The organism is Acinetobacter sp. YH12136 (genome assembly GCF_013418545.1).
GTDB lineage: Bacteria > Pseudomonadota > Gammaproteobacteria > Pseudomonadales > Moraxellaceae > Acinetobacter > Acinetobacter towneri.
The window spans coordinates 13,386-34,610 of record NZ_VPBV01000018.1; the positions used below are offsets into that span (position 1 = coordinate 13,386).

Below are 21,225 nucleotides of genomic sequence, written 5' to 3' on the forward strand. Positions count from 1 at the left end.
CCCATGATGGATTGGCTACAATTGCTGTTACCTGCATGGATCATGGGCAGTTTATTGGTATTTTTGACCGCCCCACTTGGCTGTTTAATGCTGTGGCGACGCATGTCCTTTTTTGCCGATACGATGGCGCATGGCACCTTATTGGGTGTGGCAATTGCAGGCGCGTTAAGTTTACCTCTGTGGATGGGCGTGACATTCTTGGCATTATTATTGGTGGGTGTTTTGTGGATTTTACATGATCCACGGTTGCCGAATGATGCATTATTGGCGCTCTGCTCTGCGACCTTGCTCTGTTCAGGGTTGCTCTTTATTCAACATATTCCAAGTTTGCGCCCTGAGTTGCTGAGCTATTTATTTGGTGATTTACTCACCATTTCATGGGCAGATTTACCTGTATTTGCCCTAGTGATTATTGTTGCTTTAGCGGTGCTGTATAAATTTTGGCAGGCACAAATTCAAATTGCAATTGACCCTGATATTGCGGTCAGTGAAGGCGTGAATGCCCAATGGCAACGCCTGATTTTTATGTTGTTGTTGGCATTATTTACCGTATTGGCTTTACGTGCAGTCGGTTCTTTATTGATGGGCGCATTGTTGGTGATTCCCGCTTTAACCGCACGTTTATTGGCTCACTCGCCTAAACAAATGGTGATTTGGGCATTTATTGTGGCGCAAATTGCAGTCAGCGTAGGTTTATGGTCAAGTGCGGGCTTAAATATTTCGACAGGTTTAAGTATTGTGATGACTATGGCGATCATTTTTGCGGTGATTTTTAGCGTTCAAAAAGTCAGAAAGATAGCTTAGTTTTTCGTTAATGAATATCTATATTTTTGTATTGCAGCAATGAGCATTACGACCAAAAATGGCAGTATATACGCTATCCACAGTGCTATATCACTATGAATCACTTGCTGTAAAAGACTCAATTGCTGCTGACTTTCTGAAACAGCATTCCAATCTATCTTTTGTAGATAAAACATTGCATGAATGGCAATCAACAACACAGCCGTAATATTAATCAACACCACACTTTGCCACACCGTATGTTTAAAATAAGTTTGCAAGGCGGCAAATACAAAAGAAAAAATCAAATTGATACTCAAATGTGCCATCAAAGCAATTGGCCAAAACACGCTATCTACTGAAAACTGAATTGCTAATCCAATTGCAATTAAAGTTGAAAAACTTAAAAGCAACATGCTGATCCACCAATGTTGCCAATAAAGTGCTCGCGGAATACATTTTATTTTCAACGTATGTCTCAATCTATTTTTATAATTACAGCGTACACTTTTGTGTAATTGAAGACATTACTGATGCACCAAACTCAACAAAAACGCAGCACCTGCAAACAATGCAGCAAAAGTACGATTCATGACTTTTTGCTGCTTCGGTGATCTTAACAAACGTAAAACTTTTGCAGCCAAGCCCGTATAGCCCGCCATCACAATCAAATCAATACTAATCATGGTCAACGCCATAATTGCATATTGCGTCCATTGTGGTTTAGATAAATCTAAAAATTGCGGTAAAACTGCCAATAAAAACACAATTGCTTTGGGATTGCTCATATTGACCAGAAATCCGTACATCACCAATTTTCCAGCAGATTTTCGCGTCAGCTCATGCTGAATTTCAATCGACTGTGTAGGCGCTGCCCATTGCAAATACGCCAAATATAACAAATACGCCACACCAAACCATTTCACAATCAGAAATGCCCAAGGCGTTGTCGCAAATAATACTCCTGCCCCTGCAGCTACAATCGCGATTTGCAATAATAAGGCCAGTTGTAGACCAATCGCATTCCAATAACCATGTCGAAAACCATAATTCAAACCACTCGACATAGATGCTATTGCACCCGCGCCAGGTGAAACACTAATCACCCAACAGGCCAACATAAACGCAATCCAAACTTGATAAGACATATATCGCCGCTTTTCACAAGACAGTGCATTATATGATATTTCACTTAATCTCATGACTAAAAACGTGGAATAAAAATCGGGTTGAGGCTATTAAGCCTACATACAATCAGGCACAATAAAGTCAACTTTATAGAAAACAACAAATTTTCAGGAGCTATACATGACTGCCCAATCTGTAATTTTGCCACTACCTTCAGATCATGCTCGCTTTCTTGTACTTCGTTTAAAAGACTTAAGCATTACTGAGTTAAAAGAAAAATTGGCTGACTTGTTTAGCACACGGGATCGTTTGATTACCCAACATCCACATGCCCAAATTAAAACTGGCGTTGCTTTTGGTCCTGAACTTTGGGCACAACTCTATGAGCAATCTCCAGATGGTTTTAAACAATTACAACCGATTCAAGGTGCGTACCCAATGCCTGCCGTGCCTGCAGATGTGATCATTCACCTCGCCAGTACACGTGCGGATATTTGCTTTGCACTTAGTCAGGCCTTTTTTGAGGGGATTCAAGACAAAATTGAAGTCTTGGATGAACGGGTTTGTTTCCGTTATTTTGATGGACGCGACATGACTGGCTTTATTGATGGTACCGAAAACCCACAATTTCCAGATGATCGTGCCGAAGTTGCACTTTTAGGGGAAGATGCAGGCGTGTTTGCCGATGGTTCTTTTATTTTTGCACAGCGCTATTGTCACGATTTAGAAAAATGGAAAAAGCTCAAAGTCGATGCCCAAGAACACGTGATTGGACGCACCAAACTTGAATCGATTGAATTAGACGAAGATGTACAACCTGAAAATTCGCACGTTTCACGTACAGTCGTTGAAGATGATGCAGGCGATGAAATGGAAATTTTGCGCCACTCTTTACCTTATGGTGATGGCAAGGGCGATCAGGGTTTATTCTTTATTGCCTATACCAAAGATTTGAGCATTATTGATGCCATGTTAGAACGTATGTTTGGTACTTCAGGTGATGGCATCCACGATCGTTTATTGCATTTCGTCACCGCCTTGGATGGTGCATATTACTTTGCCCCGAGTGAGGAGTTGCTAGAAGAAGTTTTGGAAGACTAATCTGCAATTAGTATGAAGTCGTAAAATATCAGCGACTTCATACTGATTTATCGTTTCTTTTGGACAGATATGTAAACTCTTTCAAATGAGATCAGACAGCAAAATATAAGCATTAATTACACGCTTATTTTTCCTTATATAACCCGAATTACGGATAAGAAAAGCCCTTGAAAAAAAGGTAGTTAGAGCCATTTAGAAAGTTACGACACAACCCAAAGGCTCTAACTACCATGTACGATTTTACAGAAATTTTTTGTATTGTTGATGATTTTTTCAAAAAATTTGAACCCATCTATTGGCAATTTCTCAAGCAAGAAAACAAACGTCAACGTATCAGACAAGCAACGCTATCTTTATCAGAAATTGTGGCTATCTCCATCTACTATAAAACATCTCAAGTACATAATTTTAAGATGTTTTTTAACTTGCTTTGTCAGTTTGAAAGCAAACTCTTTAAAGACTTGCCTTGTTATAAAAACCTGATTACCCTCATCAATCAGCACCAACTTGCTATTCATGCTTTGCTTTATGCGTTGAGCCAAAAAGATGAAAGTTCATATTTATGGATTGATTCAACACCTTTACCTGTTTGTAAAAATAAAAGAATCCCTAAAGGTCATCATGCTTTAGATGAGATTGCTTCTCGTGGTAAAAGTACGATGGGCTGGTTTTATGGTTGCAAATTACACTTGCTGATGAATCAAGAGGGTGAAATTGTAAATTCAGATTTATCAAACGGACATATTGCTGATCTTAAAAAAGTTGAGGATTTAGTGAATGAACCGTACCGGGTTTGTCGGAGAGTCAATATTCTGAGAGACTATCCCGATGACAAAATTAAAATATACCCCTGAAATCAGAGAAAGAGCGGTTCAATTATTGATTGAATCTGAAAAAGATTATCCTTCTACTTGGGCTGCAATCACAGCAATTGCGCCTAAGATTGGTTGTACTCCTGAAACACTTCGTGCCTGGCATCAAAAGTATTTAGATCAGCAAAATCCTATTAAAGTACAACAGATATCTGATCAAGAAAAAATGAAGCAAATGGAATGTGAAATTAAAGAATTAAAGTGTGCCAATGAAATTCTACGTAAAGCAGCCGCTTTTTTCGCCCAGGCGGAGCTCGACCGCCCACACAAATAATGGTGGATTTCATCCATAACAATAAAGATCGATATGGTGTTGATGCGATTTGTAGGATTTTACCGATCGCAGCTTCAACCTATTACCGAACTTTAGATCTCGCTGACAATCCAGAACATCGAGCGAAACGAGATCTACATGATGAGTATCATGCTGAACAAATTAAACGAATTTGGAAAGAAAGTTCAGGTCGATATGGTGTGCGTAAGGTCTGGCAACAATTGAAACGTGAAGGTTATGTTATCGCACGTTGAACAGTTACTCGATTGATGCAGAAGCTAGGTATACAAGGTGTTTGGCGTGGTAAGAATAAACAAACCACCCGTAGCCGAGATGATCAAAAAAGAGCAGATGATTTAGTGAAACGTAATTTTAATGCTGATCATCCTGACCAACTGTGGGTGAGTGACTTTACGTATATTCAAACTCATTCAGGCTGGGTCTATACCGCCTTTATTATTGATGTGTTCTCACGAGCCATTGTTGGATGGAAAGTATCTACACGGATGAATACAGATATGGTACTCGATGCACTTGAGCAAGCATTGCACGATCGAGGCATGCCAAAGAATTTGATTCATCATTCCGATAGAGGTGTTCAATATCTTTCTATTCGCTATACCAATCGTTTAGAAGCTGCAAATTTACGAGCATCAGTCGGTACGACTAGTGATTCATACGATAATGCTTTGGCTGAAACAGTGAATGGCTTATACAAAACAGAGGTGATTGAGTATTTAAAAGCAGATTGGAAAGGTTTAGCGGATGTACAACTTGCAACACTCAACTGGGTAGATTGGTTCAATAAAGAGCGTGTACACAGTGCATTGGGTTACAAGTCGCCTTTTGAGTTTGAAGCAATGTACTATGATAAGATTAACCCGTTAGGTCAGGTGGCCTAACTTAAATAAAAAAGTCTCCGACAAACCCGGTACGGTTCATCTCAGCTTTCTACATAAAAGGGTCATCATTAAGCTTTAGCATAATAAAAGCATGCAAATGCCTTACATATATAACTGCTATTCGGGAGCGAACATGAATAACAGCCAAAATTATGTCAAACAAATTAAAAATGCTAAACGTGGAGGATATACGCCTACCATCGCCAAAGACATCAACAAACATAAGATTCAAAAAGCCATTCGCCTAATTGAACAATGGAGAACGCTCGCAAATGAACTCAAACCACAAATGCAACTTGATATGGCCTTTACCTTAGAAGAATGTGCACAGGATTTAGATCGCATCTTAAGAAATAAATAATCGCTTTTCACACTTCATTTCAAGTTATTTTCTTCAATGAGCCCACCCGCTGGGCTCATTTCATACAAAACCTTCTATGTGATTTCCTCGTTTGTAACGCGCCAAAATACTGTGTACAAAATCTTCAAAAACTCTATGCCCTGCATTAAACGGTTACTTTTTGGCTTGCGCACACGTAAAAATTCTGTAAAATTCTCTACACAACGCCGGCATAGCTCAGTTGGTAGAGCAACTGACTTGTAATCAGTAGGTCCACAGTTCGAATCCGTGTGCCGGCACCATATTAAACCTCATAAGTTTTTAATTTATGAGGTTTTTTGTTTCTATAAACGTATATTTTTATCTTCCTCATGCTGCTCGAATCTCCAATTTATTTAGGGCTTCGATGTATCTGCAAAACTTCAATTGCAATACAAGATTGTGACTTTTCACTTGTTAAATGTATTTTATGATTTAGAATGCTGTACACATATTTCAGATCGTATTTTTATATTGATGGTCTATTTTGTTGATGTTTCATCCATATAAACTGACATTTAAAAATATTTTTGTGAATTAAAATAAAAATTTAAAATTATAAGTCTTAGAAAATTGAGTATTAAAACAATGCTTCTCTAAAATTTTCCAGTTTAAGGAAGACCTCATGGCTCAAAGCTTTGCAACGCATCATTCCATGACCAATCATGGTGGAATCATCCTTGCCAACCAAATGCGTGTTTCTCAAATGGGAAATTTATTTTTAGTGGCGGGTGATGGACATTTCTGCCCTCAGTGCCAACGTTGGTCCACGATTATAAAAAGTCACGATCATATTCTTTTTGATGATAAAGCCGTGGCTTATGTCGGAGATCAATTGACGTGTGGCGCAAAAATTTTACCGAAGCAGTTTCATGTGGTGGGTAGGATTTAAAGCTAAGCATGGACAACTAAACACCGAAAAATCCCATCATCTAACAGCTCATTACAATAGATTAAGCTTTTTCCGCACTCACCTGCACATATTTAATCCAGCCATCTGCATAGAGCTTGGCACATAAACGTGCGGTCATGGCAATTTTAAACCAGTCTGCATCTCGCGTTTGAATTTGATGCTTGAGATGCTGATTCACATAGTCAGCAAAACCCGCCAAAACTTGTGCCGACAAATCTTCCACCTGAATCTGTTTAAATTCAAACTGTTCTAAAACCGCTCGAAGCTGACTTTCAGACATCAGATCTTTAAAATTGACAGCGGCAGATTTTAATAAGGCACGATATTGCAGCTGTTTGAACGCATGCGTTGGCGCTTGTTCTGCCCAAATTAAATAATGAAAGCCCAAACGTCCATTTGAATTCAAAACCGCACTGACCTGACTTAAAAATGAATTCAAATGACTGTGATATGCCGCATCAATACAGAACACCACATCAAAACGTGGTTGTGGAAAAAGTGCTTTTAAATTTAAAAATGAAGCAGCGTGAATTTTAATATTTGAATTTAAATGTTGTCGAATCGACTGCACATGATGATCTTGTAGCTCAACAGCTTCAAGTCGTTGTATTTGATAGTGTTCCAACCAATATTTAAGACTGGCACCTTGCCCACAGCCTAAATCCAGTACAACATCTTTTGAATTTAAATGCACTGCTGCGGCCAAATGCGCTGCTAAATTTTGACATGCAGCGGGATAATCAGATCCCACTGCATCTGACCAATAACCTAAATTGCTCCACGGCAGTGCGGAAGTATCTCCCAAATATGCCGCTTGAATGGCATATTTATGTTTTGGAAAATGCTGTCGTATCGCCTGTTGCCATTTCATACTGACTCAGTCTAATTCAAAAAAGAGGGGCTGTTGATAATTCATCTATGTTTGCGACAACGCATATTTTTTAGCTGATATAAGGCATGAGGCAGGAAATTTAGTCATTCTAAATGACTGACTCATAACGCAATAGCAGCAAAAAATATGCTTGTCCTGAAAGGCTGTGGCTAAAACTTTCTCAGATTGCGTTATGAAACTTGGCAATAGTCTCGCTATTCCCTGCGTTTCATGCCTGATCTGCTCAGTTTTAGCCTACAGCACAAACCATTTATGAAATATCAACAGACCCTAAACTTAATAACCTAATTGCGGCGCAACCTCAACTTGTGGTTTTAAATCAATAAACGGTAATGGTGCACCAAAAATTTCTGCAATATGCATAGCGGAAGTCACTGCAGATTCTAAAATAGGCAAACCATCGCACGACCATGAACCACAGAAGAACACTTTACGATTGTCTTGATGATGCCGTTGCTGCAATTCTTTGTTTAATGCCACCGTCTTTGAATCCACTACAGCGCGGGTTAAAGTTACCGTTGAAATGATCTTTTTCGGATCAATTGGTGTGACTGGACGCCATGTTTGGAACACTGGCGATTTACCGACCAAAGTTGGTTCGATCGAGTTAAGCCATACCGTAAATTGCTGACGAGTAAATTTACGATCCATCATATAACTTAAAACAGACCAATCTTTACGTTTTGGCGGCATCACCGTTTGATCAGTGTGAATCACCAAATCACCCTGCTCGAATTTGAACTGTTTAAGCAATTCAATATCTTCTGCAAATTGTTGATTGTCCAAGAAGTCTTGGACTTTAGTGGTTGGCGTTGCAATCACCACACGGTCAAATGTTTGCGACTGACCCTCAGAATTTTCAACAATTACACCATCTTCTTGTTGATGAACACGAGTAATCGCTGCACCACTTTGAATATTAATACCTTCAATCAACTTATCAACCAATGCAGGCGTGCCACCTTGTAAACGCAATAATGCATCACCATCAGTCAATTGGCGTAAAAATACCAACAATGGTTTTGCTGGCCATTCACCAATGGTTTTAGGGTCACAAGTACAAATGGTGTAAAGCACTGGCATCACTGCACCATGCCAAAACACTTCTTCAATTTCGTTACGGTTGATAAATTCCGCAAGGGTAATGTCTTGGTTTTTAGATTTGAAAAATTTAGCGATGGCTGTTTTTAACTGCAACATGCCTTTTACCAAACGCCAGCCGTATTGTTGTATGCCTTTACGGTTGTTAATGATTGGGAAATTACCAATACGGGTACGGCTTGTGGTCAGCCAAGTTTCGGTACGATCTTCAAATAACCAACTGCACGCCATATAAGTACGCACAGGATAAGTTTTAATGCCTAAATGTGTGGCCAAGCTGAGGGTGTTTTTCCACAAATGTGGGTTCATGACCCGTAACGGCGCATCAATTAAACCATCCTCAAATTCGATGCTATGACTGTCCATTCCACGACCAGGCAGCGCCTCAAAAATTGTAATGTTATGCCCTGCATCTTTAAGAATTCTTGCGGTAGCCAGTCCAGCCATACCACTACCGATCACTGCGATATCCAAACCGATCATCCATCTTTTTACATACTTTATGAAATTATGAACCATGCCTAAGGAAAATGAGCTATTAAAAACTACCAGATTGTGTACTTTTCACAGAGAAACAACACAAAGTACATTGGCAATATGATTACATTTTTTAACAATCAGAAAGTGCTTAAATAAGCCTTAGAATTTATTCATATTATTTCTTTAATACTATAAATAGTGTTCTAAAGCATGTAGATAAATTCACCAATTTTATAATTTTCGTTTTACAAATAAATCTCTAAACGCTATGATACCAAGCACAAAAATGATAACTACATCACATATAATTATCATAAGGAATATGATCAATCCGCTAAAACTAGAAATTTGACAGCGCCAGAACAACAAAAGCCTCGGTCGGGACATCGACATGAGGCTTTTTTCTTGGCTAAGATTTTTTAAAGCTTAACCCGCTTGATGTTGAATCGGAATTTCACCAAACTTGCCTTGATTAAAATCTTCAAAAGCTTGAATGATTTCCTGCTTGGTATTCATGACAAATGGACCATAGCCTTGAATAGGTTCATTTAATGGCTTGCCTGTCAGCACTAAAAATTGCGTATCTTGCAGTGCTTCAAGCTGAATTAACGCTTCGCCATCTTGAGCAAATAACACCACTGAGTGATCTTGCACAAGTTGACTGCCATTGACCCGCACTTCACCTGCCAACACCACCAATAAAGTATTGTGATCTACCGGCACATGCAGCGCTTGGGTCTGTGCAGCTTTCAATTGTCCATCCCAAACATTGACAGGGCTAAAGGTGCTGGCAGGCCCAGATTGCTCTGCGTACTGACCTGCAATAATGCGTAAATGCCCCGCCTGATTTTCAAACTCAATTTTCGGAATATTTTGAGATTCAATGGCTTGATAACGTGGCGATGTCATTTTGTCTGCGGCAGGCAAATTCACCCAAAGCTGCACCATTTCAAACAATCCGCCTTGTGCTGCATAGTCTTTGGAGTGAAATTCCTCATGCACCACACCCGCACCTGCTGTCATCCACTGCACATCGCCTGTTTTGATGGTGCCACCACCACCTGCCGAATCTTTATGCGTCACTTCGCCCCGATAGGCAAGCGTCACCGTTTCAAAACCGCGATGTGGATGCGAACCAACACCATGTTGTGCGGTAGTCGCATCAAAATGATACGGCGCTGCATAATCCAAGAGTAAAAATGGACTGATCGCCTGCCCTAAACGGTCATAAGAAAATAGATTTTTGACTGGAAAACCATTGCCCACCCAATGCATGTTTTGGTTGCGATATAAACCGATTATTTTTTTCATGTGTTACACCTATTGCTAGGAGAATAGATGTTTTGATCTTAATCGCTCATCGCACCACAACCTAGTGCAAATTTGGCATACAGCATTGCAAGAATGGAATAATCTTGCTGAAACTTATACATGGTTAAACAAATCATGAGCATAAAAAATCCAGAAGCGAGGTTCTGGATTTTTAAAATTGAGTGCGATGATTCGATTAGATTTTACCCACCAAATCAATAGATGGTGCTAGGGTTGCATCGCCTTCTTTCCACTTGGCAGGGCAAACTTCGCTAGGGTGTGCATGCACATATTGCGCTGCTTTTACTTTACGCAACAACTCTTGCGCGTCACGACCAATACCGCCTGCATTGATTTCTACAATTTGGATTTTACCTTCAGGGTCAATCACGAAAGTACCACGATCTGCCAAACCTTCTGCTTCAATCAGCACCTCAAAGTTTTTAGACAATGTCCAAGTTGGGTCGCCAATCATTGGATATTGAATCTTTTTAATTTCTTCTGAGGTGTCGTGCCATGCTTTATGGGTAAAGTGTGTGTCTGTAGATACTGAGTAAATTTCCACACCCATTTTTTGGAATTCAGCATATTGATCGGCTAAATCGGCAAGTTCAGTTGGGCAAACAAAGGTGAAATCTGCAGGGTAGAAAAACACCACTGACCATTTACCAATAAAGTCTTGCTCAGATACGTCAATAAATTGACCATTGTGGTAAGCGGTTGCGTTAAATGCTTTGACTTGGGTATTGATTAAACTCATGGATGACTCCTCAATTCGTTTCGGGGATTGCTTATCTTGTGTAGCTAGAATACGAAAATCGAAAGAATCGGTAAAACAGTGTTTTTTTATAAAAATAATCGGATTTATGAATTATAAATCCTATCATAGTTTGAAATTTAATCGAGAAAATAGATATTTGCTAAATATCTGCATAAAAAACCCTTTGTCGAAACAAAGGGTTTGGATGATGATTTTCCATTTTGAATCAAATGGCTATCTCTAGTATGTCTCAAAACGGCAAATCATCATCTAAATCTGCAGGTGCGGTTGCAGGCGCAGCTTGTGGCTTCGGTGCAAAACCACTTGGGTTATTGTTGGCATAGCCACCACCCTGATTTTGGTTAAAACCGCCTTGATTTTGATTCGCATAACCTGTGGCTGGAGCTTGGTTCTGATTGCCATAACCGCCTTGGTTATTGTTAAAACGTGGTTGAGCAAAGCCACCATCTTGCTGGTCAGATTGTCCACGGTTAGCAGAGTCGAGCATTTGCATTTGATCGCCACGAATTTCAGTGGTGTAACGCTCTTGACCATTTTGGTCTGTCCACTGACGCGTACGCAATGAACCTTCAATATATACTTTAGAACCTTTGCGTAAATATTGCTGTGCAATCTCGCCTAAACGGTTATGTAAAACAATGCGATGCCACTCTGTTTGCTCTTTACGCTCACCTGTGTTTTTGTCTGTCCAGACATCACTGGTTGCGATAGAAAATTGAGTGAGAGAACCACCATTTGGGAAAGTTTTTGTTTCAGGATCACGACCTAAAGTACCCACTAAAATGACTTTATTTACACCACGCATTAGACGTTTTCTTCCTATTTGTTTCTATTATTTACTTTATAAGAGTTATGCTTAAATGGCTACCTCTTTCCCCAACAAGTGCGTTAATTGTTGTCGCGCAGCATCATCAATTTGCTGTTTATCCACTTTCACATAAGCCACTTGCTGGTCAGACATCACCACGACCTCTTCAATACCACGAATTGCCAAAAGTTGAGAAGTCCATTCATCTGTTTCTCGGTTCTCAGGCAAACGCAACACCAAAGACGAAAGATAGCGCGGCTGCGCCAATCCAAAACTAACGAATAGCCAAATTATAGCAATCGCGGTCAAAATACTCCAACCCATTGCGGTGTGGTTGAGCATCAATAATTGTCCGCCAATCATCCCACCAAAGAATGCACCCAAAAACTGACTGCTGGCATTTACACCCATCGCGGTGGCTTTAGATTGAATTGGTGCAGCCTTTGACAACCACGAAGGTAATAAGGCTTCCATAACGTTAAAGGCAATAAAGAATAAACCCAAACCCAATAAAAGGATGTATTTCGATTCAAACCCGAAAATCAGCACCAACAGCCCTAAAATAATACCTGCAATCGCGGTCAGGAAAATGCCACGCATTTTGCGATATTTTTCTGCCAAAACAATGCTTGGAAATGCCACGAACAGACTGACCAACAACAATGGCAAATACACCCAACCATGATGCTGCAAAGGAATATCGGCAAATTGGATTAATTGCGAAGGCACATAAATAAACATGGCAGTCAGCAATAAATGTAGGGTAAATACCGATACATGCAGACGGTTTAAATCGCCCATTTTCAGGACTTGCTTTAACTGAGTGATATAGCCTTGCTGAAAATTACGATGATGACGCGTGACTTTAGGCACCAATAACAACATGAGAATCGCTGCTAGTCCCATCACTGTGGTGACCCAAAATAACCCTGAAATACCAACCCAGCCCGTAAGCCATGGCCCTAAACTAAAGGCCACCACAAAGGACATACCGATACTCATCCCCATCACCGCCATGGCTTTCATGCGGTTTTCTTCGCGGGTCACATCGGCCAGTAATGCCATCACCACGGCAGATACTGCGCCACCACCTGCAATGGCACGACCAATAATCACGCCATAAATGGTGTCAGACATGGCTGCAATTGCACCACCCAAAGCAAACAGTAATAAGCCAAAAACCACCAATGGCTTACGGCTATAACGGTCTGCAATTAAGCTAAACGGAATTTGTAAAATGGCTTGGGTGAGTCCATAAACACCAACGGCAAGACCAATCAGTGCAGGAGTTGAGTATTGATATGACTGCCCTGCTACTGAAAATACAGGAATAATCATGAACAGACCCAACATGCGCAATGCAAAAATACTGCTTAAAGCAAAGGTCGAGCGGCGTTCTAAGGCATTCATCATATCAATCGACTAAAACTAAATAATTTTGAATTTGCAGATATCCTACAACATTCAGCTTAAGGATGCTGATTTTTCCCGATGTTTATTCAACAGACCCTACTTTTTCAATAAAAAAGGGCGCAACGTTGTGCACCCAAATTTATATTTTATACAGTCTTCATCACCGTATTGCTCTGTGATTTCGCGGCAATACAGCAACGGGCATCACCATAGCATTAACCCGCTTTTGCCTGACGTTTTTTAAATTGAATAGATGCAATCACCGCCCAAACAATAAAGGCAACACCAATTAAACCTGTCACCACTTCTGGCACATGCAAGCCTGTACCGCTGGCAATCATAATAAAGGCCAACGCACCAATCGCATAGTGCGCACCGTGTTCAAGGTAAATATAGGCATCCAACGTGCCTTTTTCGACTAAATAAATCGTCATCGAACGCACGAAAATTGCACCAATCGCCAAGCCTAACATGATGATCACCACATCAGAGGTGATTGCAAATGCACCAATGACACCATCAAAACTGAACGAGGCATCTAGCACTTCCAGATATAAAAAGCCCCCAATACCCGCTTTCACCACGCCTGTCGGTACGCCATTTTCGTCATGACGCACAGCATTGCCCTGTTCATCGACCTCTGGTTCACCGCCCAACATGTGACTCAGCACTTGTACGCCAATATAAATCACGATGCCCCAAATACCCGCCATCGTCACCACAAGGCGCTTATCTTCCACCACATTGGCCGCCATGATTAACAAAGTCACTAAGGCCAAAAATACCGACATGGCAGGCACGCTTGCCAGATTGCTCAAACGACGCTCAAACCATCTAAACCAGTGCGTGTCTTTTTCATCATCCAAGAAAAAGTTTAGGAAAACCATCAACAAGAATGCGCCACCAAAAGCAGCAATTTCAGGGTGATGTGCCATCAGTTTAGCCGAATATTGCTTCGGATCATTCAATGCCAGTTGCACCACTTCCATCATGCCCATATCGGCAGTGACCGCCACAATGACCACAGGGAAAATTAAACGCATACCAAAAACTGCAATGATAATCCCCACGGTTAAAAACAGCATTTTCCAGAAATGATCCCAACCGCGCAGCACTGACGCATTCACCACCGCGTTATCAAACGACAACGACACTTCCATAATCGCCAAAATTGCGGTAATGGTTAGTGCGGTAAGCATGGTTTGCACACCTGCTTCTGGGCCATGGGTATAGCCCCAGTATGCAGATAGCGCAAGACACACAATCGAAAATACGATTGAGAAACCAAAATGTTTCATCATGAGAAACGACCTATCACTATATTTTGATCTGAACTTTTCATCTGCCGAATCTGTACCATCAACGCAAAGTACAGTTTTGATTAAGTTTCAACAGATGCAAAAATTCTGAAAGTTGAATTGCCCGAACTTTAAATCGGACAAAAACTGAGAATGTAAAATTTTATGCTGCAATTATGACGCTTTTTTCTCAACTTCGGCAAAATTCTTCGTATGATTTTTGGTTTCCCGATCAGATACCGTGAAAACCGTGCTTTCCATTCCCAAACTGCTATAGTGAAATGCAACGACATATTAGGAATTTAGGATGCGCTTTTCTCAAGACGCTTGGCAACGTAACCTTGCCCTTTATCACAAGACGCTCGCTTTACCGTTTAATCAGGAATTGGCACAAGGTACGCTCAGCAAAGCCGCTTTTTGTCATTATGTGATTCAAGATTCACATTACTTAATTGCTTACGGGCGCGCACTGGCAGTCTGTGCAGCCAAAGCTTTTGATGCAGATGATATTATTCAGTTTGCAGATGCCGCCAAAATTGCAATTGTGGTGGAACGTACCTTACATGACAGCTTTATGCAGGAGTTTGATATTTCCAAACAGGAATTTGAAAGCACTCCGCTGACCCTTGCCTGTCATCACTACACTTCTTATTTAGTCGCAACCGCATGGTCAGAAAGCTATCCTGTGGTATTGGCATCGCTGCTGCCATGTTTCTGGATTTATGCCGAAGTTGGTAAAGATATCGTCAATAATTCTGCACCGAATAATCCGTATCAGGCATGGGTCGATACCTATTCGGGCGAGGAATTCCACACCGCAGTCAATAATGTGATTCAAACCATAGACCGTGTTGCTGCGCGCTGTGATGCCGATACCCTTGAAAAAATGCACCACGCCTACACCAAAGCTGCAGAACTGGAATGGTTATTCTGGGATAGCGCCTATCATCAACGTCAGTGGCCGGGTTTAGATCAAGCTTAACGGCCGCCCTCACGCACCGTATGGGGATCACTCCATACAGTGCGACAAGCCATGACCGATAAAGCATGAAAAATAACACTTGAACAATTTTCATGCGCTATCATATATAGGTTTTTCATTTGCAAAATATCGAGAAGTTTTTATGAGCCAAAGTCATATCCGTATTCGAGGTGCACGTACCCATAACCTAAAAAACGTGAACCTTGATATTCCACGCGATAAATTTGTGGTAATTACGGGTTTATCTGGTTCAGGAAAATCTTCACTGGCGTTTGATACCCTTTATGCCGAAGGACAGCGTCGTTATGTCGAATCGCTTTCTGCATACGCACGCCAGTTTTTATCGCAAATGGAAAAACCTGAAGTCGACTCGATTGAAGGTCTAAGTCCCGCAATTGCCATTGAACAGAAATCGACCAGCCATAACCCGCGTTCAACCGTGGGTACCATTACCGAAATTTACGACTATTTGCGTTTACTGTATGCACGTGTCGGCACACCTTACTGTCCTGAACATGATTTACCAATGGTGGCGCAAACTGTTTCAGAAATGGTCGATGCTGTAAAAGCACTGGAAGAAGGCACTGCCTTAATGCTACTCGCGCCTGTGATTCGTGAGCGTAAAGGCGAATATGTGCATCTGTTTGAACAGCTACAAAGTCAGGGTTTTGTACGCGCCCGAGTTGATGGCGAAGTCATGGACATTGACCCACCACCAGAACTCGATAAAAAGAAAAAACATACCATTGAAGTGGTGGTAGACCGTTTTAAAGTCCGAGATGATTTGGGCAACCGTATTGCCGAAAGCTTTGAAACTGCACTGCGTTTAGGTGGCGATTTAGCCATTTTATCGTGGATGAATGCGGAACAACATGATCGTATTTTTTCGGCCAAGCACTCTTGCCCGCAATGTGACCGTGCCGTGGCAGAACTTGAACCGCGCCTGTTCTCATTTAACAACCCTTTTGGCGCTTGTCCAACTTGTGATGGTTTGGGGACACGTAGCCATTTCAGTGCGGAAAAATTGATTCCAAACCCTGAACTGTCGATTAGTCAGGGCGCAATTCGCGGCTGGGACAGACAGCGTCCGTATTATTACAGCATGCTGGAAAAAGTCGCGGCACATTATGAACTCTCACTCGATACGGCATGGAATCAGCTGGACAGCGTGACACAAAAGAAATTCCTGTATGGCACAGGTAAAGACAAAATTGACCTGAGCTATACTGATGAACGTGGACGCCACCATAAACGTGTGATTGCGTTTGAAGGCGTGTTACCGCATTTAGAACGTCGTTACCGTGAAACCGAAAGTAATTATGTACGTGATGATTTGGCGCAGTATTTATCTAATGCTGCCTGTGATGCCTGCGGTGGTTCACGTTTAAATGAAATCTCTCGTAATGTCCGCGTGAAAGACAAAACCATTGCTCAAATTACCCAAATGTCGATTGGCGATGCCGAAGACTACTATCAAGGCTTAAATCTTGAAGGGGCTAAAGGTGAAGTCGCAGATAAAATCTTTAAAGAAATTCGTGAACGTCTGCACTTTTTAGTGTCGGTGGGTTTGAATTATTTAAGTCTGTCACGCTCCGCCGAAACTCTTTCAGGCGGTGAAGCACAACGTATCCGCTTGGCATCTCAAATTGGTGCGGGGCTTATGGGCGTGATGTATGTGCTAGATGAACCTTCAATTGGCTTGCACCAGCGTGACAATGATCGCCTGTTGGAAACCCTGATTCGTTTACGTGACTTGGGTAACACGGTGTTGGTGGTAGAACACGATGAAGATGCGATTCGCGCTGCCGACCATATTATTGATATTGGCCCAGGTGCAGGTGTGCATGGTGGACATATTATTGCCGAAGGCACCTATGCAGAACTGGCCGAACATGCAGACTCCCTAACAGGGCAGTATTTATCGGGCAAATTAAAAATTGAAGTGCCGAAAACGCGCACCCAACCGCCACATCCCGAACAACAAATTAAGCTAATGGGCGCAGCAGGACATAACCTGAAAAAAGTGGATCTCACTTTGCCTTTAGGGGTAATGACTTGTGTCACAGGCGTGTCGGGTTCAGGAAAATCCACCCTAATTAACCGTACTTTGTTGCCTTTGGCTGCAACACAATTAAATGGCGCAACTACATTAACCGCAGAAAAATTCGACTCGATTGATGGTTTGCAATATTTAGATAAAGTGGTGGATATTGACCAAAGCCCGATTGGGCGAACGCCACGCTCGAACCCCGCGACCTATACAGGCTTGTTCACTCCAATTCGTGAGCTGTTTGCGCAAACCCCTGAAGCTAAAGCACGTGGCTATGCAGCAGGACGCTTCTCCTTTAACGTTAAAGGTGGACGCTGCGAGGCCTGTGAGGGGGATGGCATGATTAAAGTTGCCATGCACTTCTTGCCAGATATGTACGTGCCTTGCGATGCCTGTCATGGTAAACGCTATAACCGCGAAACTTTGGAAGTCAGTTATAAAGGTCGCAATATTTCTGATGTTTTGGAAATGACCGTTGAAGATGCCATGCATTTCTTTGATGCCATTCCTGTGATTCATCGTCGGTTGGAAACGTTAAATCAGGTTGGCTTGGGTTATATCCGCCTTGGTCAATCAGCTACAACTTTATCTGGCGGTGAAGCCCAACGCGTAAAACTGGCGCGTGAACTGGCCAAACGAGATACAGGAAAAACCTTGTATGTACTGGATGAACCGACCACAGGCTTGCACTTCCATGACATTGCTAAGCTACTCGACATCCTGCATGAGCTACGCAACAAGGGTAATACCATTGTGGTGATTGAACACAACCTAGATGTAATTAAAACTGCAGACTGGATTGTCGATTTAGGCCCTGAAGGTGGTGCAGGCGGTGGACAAATCATTGCCGAAGGCACACCTGAAACTGTCGCAAAATCTAAAATTTCACATACCGCAAAATTCTTAAAACCGATGTTAAAAGGCTAAAATAGATTATTTCAGTTTTTAAGCCCATTCAAGTTTAAATACAGATTCAGCACAAACTTGTGCTGAATCTTTCACTCTAGGCTTTTTATCACTTCGGAAATGCTCGTGGATCAATTACTGTGACTTAGTCACCAGCAACGGCATTGCGCCCACGTGCTTTGGCTCTAAATAAGTGTTTATCGGCTTTTTCCAACAATCTGCTCCATGACGCAGCACCCACCGCCACGCCAGCACTGACCGACACTTGAATATAATCATTCAGTTCTGGAATAAAAATTTCTTGATTCACAATATGGCAGCGCAATTTATCTGCCAAATACAGCGCCTCAGTAAATTCTATTTGCTCAATCAAAACCAAAAACTCATCGCCACCATAACGCACCACCAAGTCTGAGGCACGGACATGCGCTTTGAGAGTATCGGCAATACATTTTAAAGCTTGGTCACCTACCACATGCCCGAAGGTATCGTTAATGTGTTTGCATTTATCCACATCCATAATAATCAGACCAGTTTTGCTCAATTTTTCAGGTCGATGTTCTAAATATTTGATGTATTCCTCAAGCACCAAACGGTTGGAAACACCAGTTAAGGCATCGGTATTGGCAATATTACGCAGCTGAAATTCTAAAATATCACGCTGCTCTAGGCGTTGTTTTAATTTTTGAATGGCCTCTAAGAGCGTTACCTTGTCTGGATTTTGCGTCCCTTGAGCTTCATCATCATAAGCTGCCAAGCGTAAAATTTGGCTGCGTGCCTGAATTAAAGGAATAAAGACCTTTGAGCGCGCATAGACCATGGTGAAAATCGCAGCCAATAACGAAATAATTGACGCTACTAGGGTTAAAATGAAAATACGCTGAGCTTGATGATAATCTTTGTGCGCAACCTGCAAACTGTGCGCTAATATAAATGACTGCAAACTGACCACAGTGTTGAATTTATCCACCATTTTTTGGGTGAGTTCAGTGCCTGTCAATGAATAGGGTTGCCCATCAATACTTTGCTGAATCAATTGATTGACGATAGGAATTCCCTCATCCAGAAACTCCTTTTTTAATTGATCATGCAAAATATTATATTCAGGAATTTTATGTGCTTCAGGCAAAATGGTATGGATTAAATCCCACAAATAATAAGCTTGGCGTTGGGTTTGCAAAGAGCTCGCCAAATTGGTTTCAGGAATTTTTTCAGCAAACGTTACCGCGGCAATAATATTGGATGCCACCCTTCCCGCTTGATCACGCAAATCTGAAAGAACAAAAATCACACTATAATAGGTCGATACCGATGAGTCTTTTGCCACTGAATCGAGCATGACGTGTTTCAGCACATGCTGAGAACTGTCCCATGCCGCAAACATTTTTTGAATCGCATGATCCATCTGTTGAGAGCTACGCAAATGCTGTGGAGTTGCTGCATATTCATCGACCGCCTGACGCCCTTGTTCTAAAGCAGTCTTTAACTGATGCGATAAATGATGCGCATGGATAATAAAACCTTCTTTTCTTAAAATATTGATGGTCTGTTCTACTTGTTGATCCACGCCAGCACGGTACGCTTTCAATTCTTGTAAATTTTGCTGAAATTCAGCTGCTGAACTCGACATGACTTTGTTTGCAGGTGCTCGTTCACGCGAGATACTATTGGTCAGTTCAGCCACTTTGCCTAATACAGAAATTTCAATTAAAGCACGTTTTGTTTTTTGATAACTCTGATAACTATTCACCATCAGAGGAACGCAAATAAAAAGCAATGACACGATAATAATGATCATCGAGATCAACAGTCGCTGACTGATATGCTCTGTGCGCAATTTCATCATCATGCTAAGTTTTACCTACGTCATTATAACTGTGCAAAATCGTGGACTTGATCACTTAATCGGCGACTATATTACATGAGCAATCTTTAAATTACTTACAAAAAAGATAATTAATTCACTTATATTTTGAATTATTTAGTTTTTATCACCAAATCATAACAGCTAAATTGGATCTGATATTTTAAACCTGTCTAACTAGAGCATCTTATTCAAGAAAACTTCTAAGCGCATACCCATGACCCATTTGCTTAAAACAACAAATACAAAAAATAATGTTTCAGCATGCAGAAAATATTTTACAGATGCAACATTTGGGTGCATAATGCACCTCATTAGGGCGAGTTTAGTTTTTCCTCAGCAGTAAACTAAATTTACCCGCAAATTTTGGCGAAAAATCCCAGTTTTTGAAAGAAAACTGGGATTTTTTTATGGGTTTTGATCATATCACACCCTCAAACTGCACCATATCAGTGCAATTTTCGCAAAACCATTTGCGTTTTCACATGCAAAAAAAAACCCAACCTTGGGGAAAGTTGGGCAGATAAAAAGCAAACAATTATGGAGAATCAGATCGCACTACTGGATGAACCAAGCTTAGGATTTGATGGTTAAATTATGAGATAAGTCACATAATTTACAAACCCGACTTAAGTAGTAGGACTTCATGGTGGAATTATGAAATAAATCACAGTTTATGTAAAGCCTAGTCAACCAGTCTGATTTATTTTTATACAAATATTAAAATTTAATGTGACTAAACTCACATTAATTCAAATATTCCACTCAAATTCAGTCTAAACAAGCCTTCTTTATTGCTTGTTTTTTACCCAAATATCATGATTTCACCCTAAAACAGGTGAATTTTTCCGTTATTCTTCACATTCCAAGAATTATTATTAAAGATAATTTCAATAAAACTGATCGATTAATCCAATTAATGCTTTGCTTATTATTTCTACTTTTGTTGCAAAAACGAACATATCGACTTGTTATCCATACAGTTTT

At 41.0% G+C, this 21,225-nt stretch carries 15 protein-coding genes, 1 tRNA gene, 3 pseudogenes and 1 other annotated feature; of the genes and pseudogenes, 9 read left to right on the plus strand and 10 right to left on the minus strand.

The genetic code is table 11. The features are described from left to right. Positions 1-3 precede the first annotated feature (3 nt). Positions 4-804: a zinc ABC transporter permease subunit ZnuB gene (gene znuB, locus FTU71_RS09370; protein ID WP_004970154.1), complete on the plus strand. Its 801-nt coding sequence runs from the start codon at positions 4-6 to the stop codon at positions 802-804. Here the strand turns inward: znuB and FTU71_RS09375 are convergent. After that, a complete protein-coding gene (locus FTU71_RS09375; protein WP_136144785.1) occupies positions 801-1,199 on the minus strand; it encodes a hypothetical protein in 399 nt (132 codons plus the stop codon). The genes znuB and FTU71_RS09375 overlap by 4 nt on opposite strands. Positions 1,200-1,310: 111 nt before the next feature. Then, on the minus strand, positions 1,311-1,931 hold the full coding sequence (locus tag FTU71_RS09380; protein WP_096902738.1) for a LysE family transporter: 621 nt from the start codon (positions 1,929-1,931) through the stop codon (positions 1,311-1,313). A gap of 160 nt (positions 1,932-2,091) precedes the next feature. Here FTU71_RS09380 and FTU71_RS09385 point away from each other — a divergent pair, with 160 nt between their 5' ends. The 6 genes and pseudogenes from FTU71_RS09385 to FTU71_RS09410 all read left to right on the plus strand — a co-directional run. Continuing rightward, entirely contained in the window at positions 2,092-3,012 is a 921-nt protein-coding gene (locus FTU71_RS09385; protein ID WP_179994475.1) for a Dyp-type peroxidase, read from the plus strand. Between the two features lie 230 nt (positions 3,013-3,242). Beyond that, positions 3,243-3,791, plus strand: a pseudogene (locus FTU71_RS09390) (IS982-like element ISAba4 family transposase); the annotation flags it as partial. A 49-nt stretch (positions 3,792-3,840) separates the two neighbouring features. Then, positions 3,841-5,060 (plus strand): annotated as a pseudogene (locus FTU71_RS09395) (IS3 family transposase). Beyond that, positions 4,116-4,232, plus strand: a sequence feature (AL1L pseudoknot). It overlaps the preceding pseudogene by 117 nt. 133 nt (positions 5,061-5,193) lie before the next feature. After that, positions 5,194-5,421 (plus strand): hypothetical protein, encoded by a 228-nt coding sequence (locus tag FTU71_RS09400; RefSeq protein WP_004970172.1) that lies wholly within the window; start codon positions 5,194-5,196, stop codon positions 5,419-5,421. Positions 5,422-5,626: 205 nt separating this feature from the next. After that, positions 5,627-5,702, plus strand: a tRNA-Thr gene (locus FTU71_RS09405). A 362-nt stretch (positions 5,703-6,064) separates the two neighbouring features. After that, a pseudogene (locus FTU71_RS09410) lies at positions 6,065-6,322 on the plus strand (PAAR domain-containing protein); the annotation flags it as partial. Positions 6,323-6,392: 70 nt separating this feature from the next. Here FTU71_RS09410 and FTU71_RS09415 read toward each other — a convergent pair. The 7 genes from FTU71_RS09415 to FTU71_RS09445 all read right to left on the minus strand — a co-directional run bounded on the left by FTU71_RS09415 (position 6,393) and on the right by FTU71_RS09445 (position 14,439). Further along, positions 6,393-7,223: a cyclopropane-fatty-acyl-phospholipid synthase family protein gene (locus FTU71_RS09415; RefSeq protein ID WP_179994349.1), complete on the minus strand. Its 831-nt coding sequence runs from the start codon at positions 7,221-7,223 to the stop codon at positions 6,393-6,395. Positions 7,224-7,520: 297 nt separating this feature from the next. Beyond that, positions 7,521-8,828: an FAD-dependent oxidoreductase gene (locus FTU71_RS09420; RefSeq protein WP_004970183.1), complete on the minus strand. Its 1,308-nt coding sequence runs from the start codon at positions 8,826-8,828 to the stop codon at positions 7,521-7,523. Positions 8,829-9,251: 423 nt separating this feature from the next. Further along, complete coding sequence (locus FTU71_RS09425; RefSeq protein ID WP_179994350.1) at positions 9,252-10,136, minus strand: pirin family protein; 885 nt, start codon at positions 10,134-10,136, stop codon at positions 9,252-9,254. A 196-nt stretch (positions 10,137-10,332) separates the two neighbouring features. Further along, on the minus strand, positions 10,333-10,896 hold the full coding sequence (gene ahpC / locus FTU71_RS09430; RefSeq protein WP_004970191.1) for an alkyl hydroperoxide reductase subunit C: 564 nt from the start codon (positions 10,894-10,896) through the stop codon (positions 10,333-10,335). Between the two features lie 250 nt (positions 10,897-11,146). Beyond that, entirely contained in the window at positions 11,147-11,722 is a 576-nt protein-coding gene (ssb, locus tag FTU71_RS09435; protein WP_096902231.1) for a single-stranded DNA-binding protein, read from the minus strand. 51 nt (positions 11,723-11,773) lie between these two features. Further along, positions 11,774-13,138 (minus strand): MFS transporter, encoded by a 1,365-nt coding sequence (locus FTU71_RS09440; protein ID WP_179990582.1) that lies wholly within the window; start codon positions 13,136-13,138, stop codon positions 11,774-11,776. A 215-nt stretch (positions 13,139-13,353) separates the two neighbouring features. Next, on the minus strand, positions 13,354-14,439 hold the full coding sequence (locus tag FTU71_RS09445; protein ID WP_004970195.1) for a DUF475 domain-containing protein: 1,086 nt from the start codon (positions 14,437-14,439) through the stop codon (positions 13,354-13,356). Between the two features lie 304 nt (positions 14,440-14,743). On the opposite strand from FTU71_RS09445, the gene tenA reads away from it, so the two are divergent. Continuing rightward, the gene (gene tenA, locus FTU71_RS09450; protein WP_179994351.1) at positions 14,744-15,418 is read left to right on the plus strand and encodes a thiaminase II; all 675 of its coding nucleotides are present in this window, start codon (positions 14,744-14,746) and stop codon (positions 15,416-15,418) included. A 142-nt stretch (positions 15,419-15,560) separates the two neighbouring features. Next, entirely contained in the window at positions 15,561-18,395 is a 2,835-nt protein-coding gene (uvrA, locus tag FTU71_RS09455; protein WP_179994352.1) for an excinuclease ABC subunit UvrA, read from the plus strand. Positions 18,396-18,519: 124 nt separating this feature from the next. On the opposite strand, the gene FTU71_RS09460 is transcribed toward uvrA, so the two are convergent. After that, positions 18,520-20,220, minus strand: coding sequence for a GGDEF domain-containing protein (locus FTU71_RS09460; protein WP_180111914.1), 1,701 nt, complete (start codon positions 20,218-20,220; stop codon positions 18,520-18,522). Between the last annotated feature and the right edge of the window lie 1,005 nt (positions 20,221-21,225).

What these genes read in the sequence shown, in the direction of transcription:
- znuB (WP_004970154.1), top strand. Translation starts at nt 4, where the DNA reads ATGATGGATTGGCTACAATTGCTGTTACCTGCATGGATCATGGGCAGT.
- FTU71_RS09375 (WP_136144785.1), bottom strand. Translation starts at nt 1,199, where the DNA reads ATGTTGCTTTTAAGTTTTTCAACTTTAATTGCAATTGGATTAGCAATT.
- FTU71_RS09380 (WP_096902738.1), bottom strand. Translation starts at nt 1,931, where the DNA reads ATGTCTTATCAAGTTTGGATTGCGTTTATGTTGGCCTGTTGGGTGATT.
- FTU71_RS09385 (WP_179994475.1), top strand. Translation starts at nt 2,092, where the DNA reads ATGACTGCCCAATCTGTAATTTTGCCACTACCTTCAGATCATGCTCGC.
- FTU71_RS09400 (WP_004970172.1), top strand. Translation starts at nt 5,194, where the DNA reads ATGAATAACAGCCAAAATTATGTCAAACAAATTAAAAATGCTAAACGT.
- FTU71_RS09415 (WP_179994349.1), bottom strand. Translation starts at nt 7,223, where the DNA reads ATGAAATGGCAACAGGCGATACGACAGCATTTTCCAAAACATAAATAT.
- FTU71_RS09420 (WP_004970183.1), bottom strand. Translation starts at nt 8,828, where the DNA reads ATGATCGGTTTGGATATCGCAGTGATCGGTAGTGGTATGGCTGGACTG.
- FTU71_RS09425 (WP_179994350.1), bottom strand. Translation starts at nt 10,136, where the DNA reads ATGAAAAAAATAATCGGTTTATATCGCAACCAAAACATGCATTGGGTG.
- ahpC (WP_004970191.1), bottom strand. Translation starts at nt 10,896, where the DNA reads ATGAGTTTAATCAATACCCAAGTCAAAGCATTTAACGCAACCGCTTAC.
- ssb (WP_096902231.1), bottom strand. Translation starts at nt 11,722, where the DNA reads ATGCGTGGTGTAAATAAAGTCATTTTAGTGGGTACTTTAGGTCGTGAT.
- FTU71_RS09440 (WP_179990582.1), bottom strand. Translation starts at nt 13,138, where the DNA reads ATGATGAATGCCTTAGAACGCCGCTCGACCTTTGCTTTAAGCAGTATT.
- FTU71_RS09445 (WP_004970195.1), bottom strand. Translation starts at nt 14,439, where the DNA reads ATGATGAAACATTTTGGTTTCTCAATCGTATTTTCGATTGTGTGTCTT.
- tenA (WP_179994351.1), top strand. Translation starts at nt 14,744, where the DNA reads ATGCGCTTTTCTCAAGACGCTTGGCAACGTAACCTTGCCCTTTATCAC.
- uvrA (WP_179994352.1), top strand. Translation starts at nt 15,561, where the DNA reads ATGAGCCAAAGTCATATCCGTATTCGAGGTGCACGTACCCATAACCTA.
- FTU71_RS09460 (WP_180111914.1), bottom strand. Translation starts at nt 20,220, where the DNA reads ATGATGAAATTGCGCACAGAGCATATCAGTCAGCGACTGTTGATCTCG.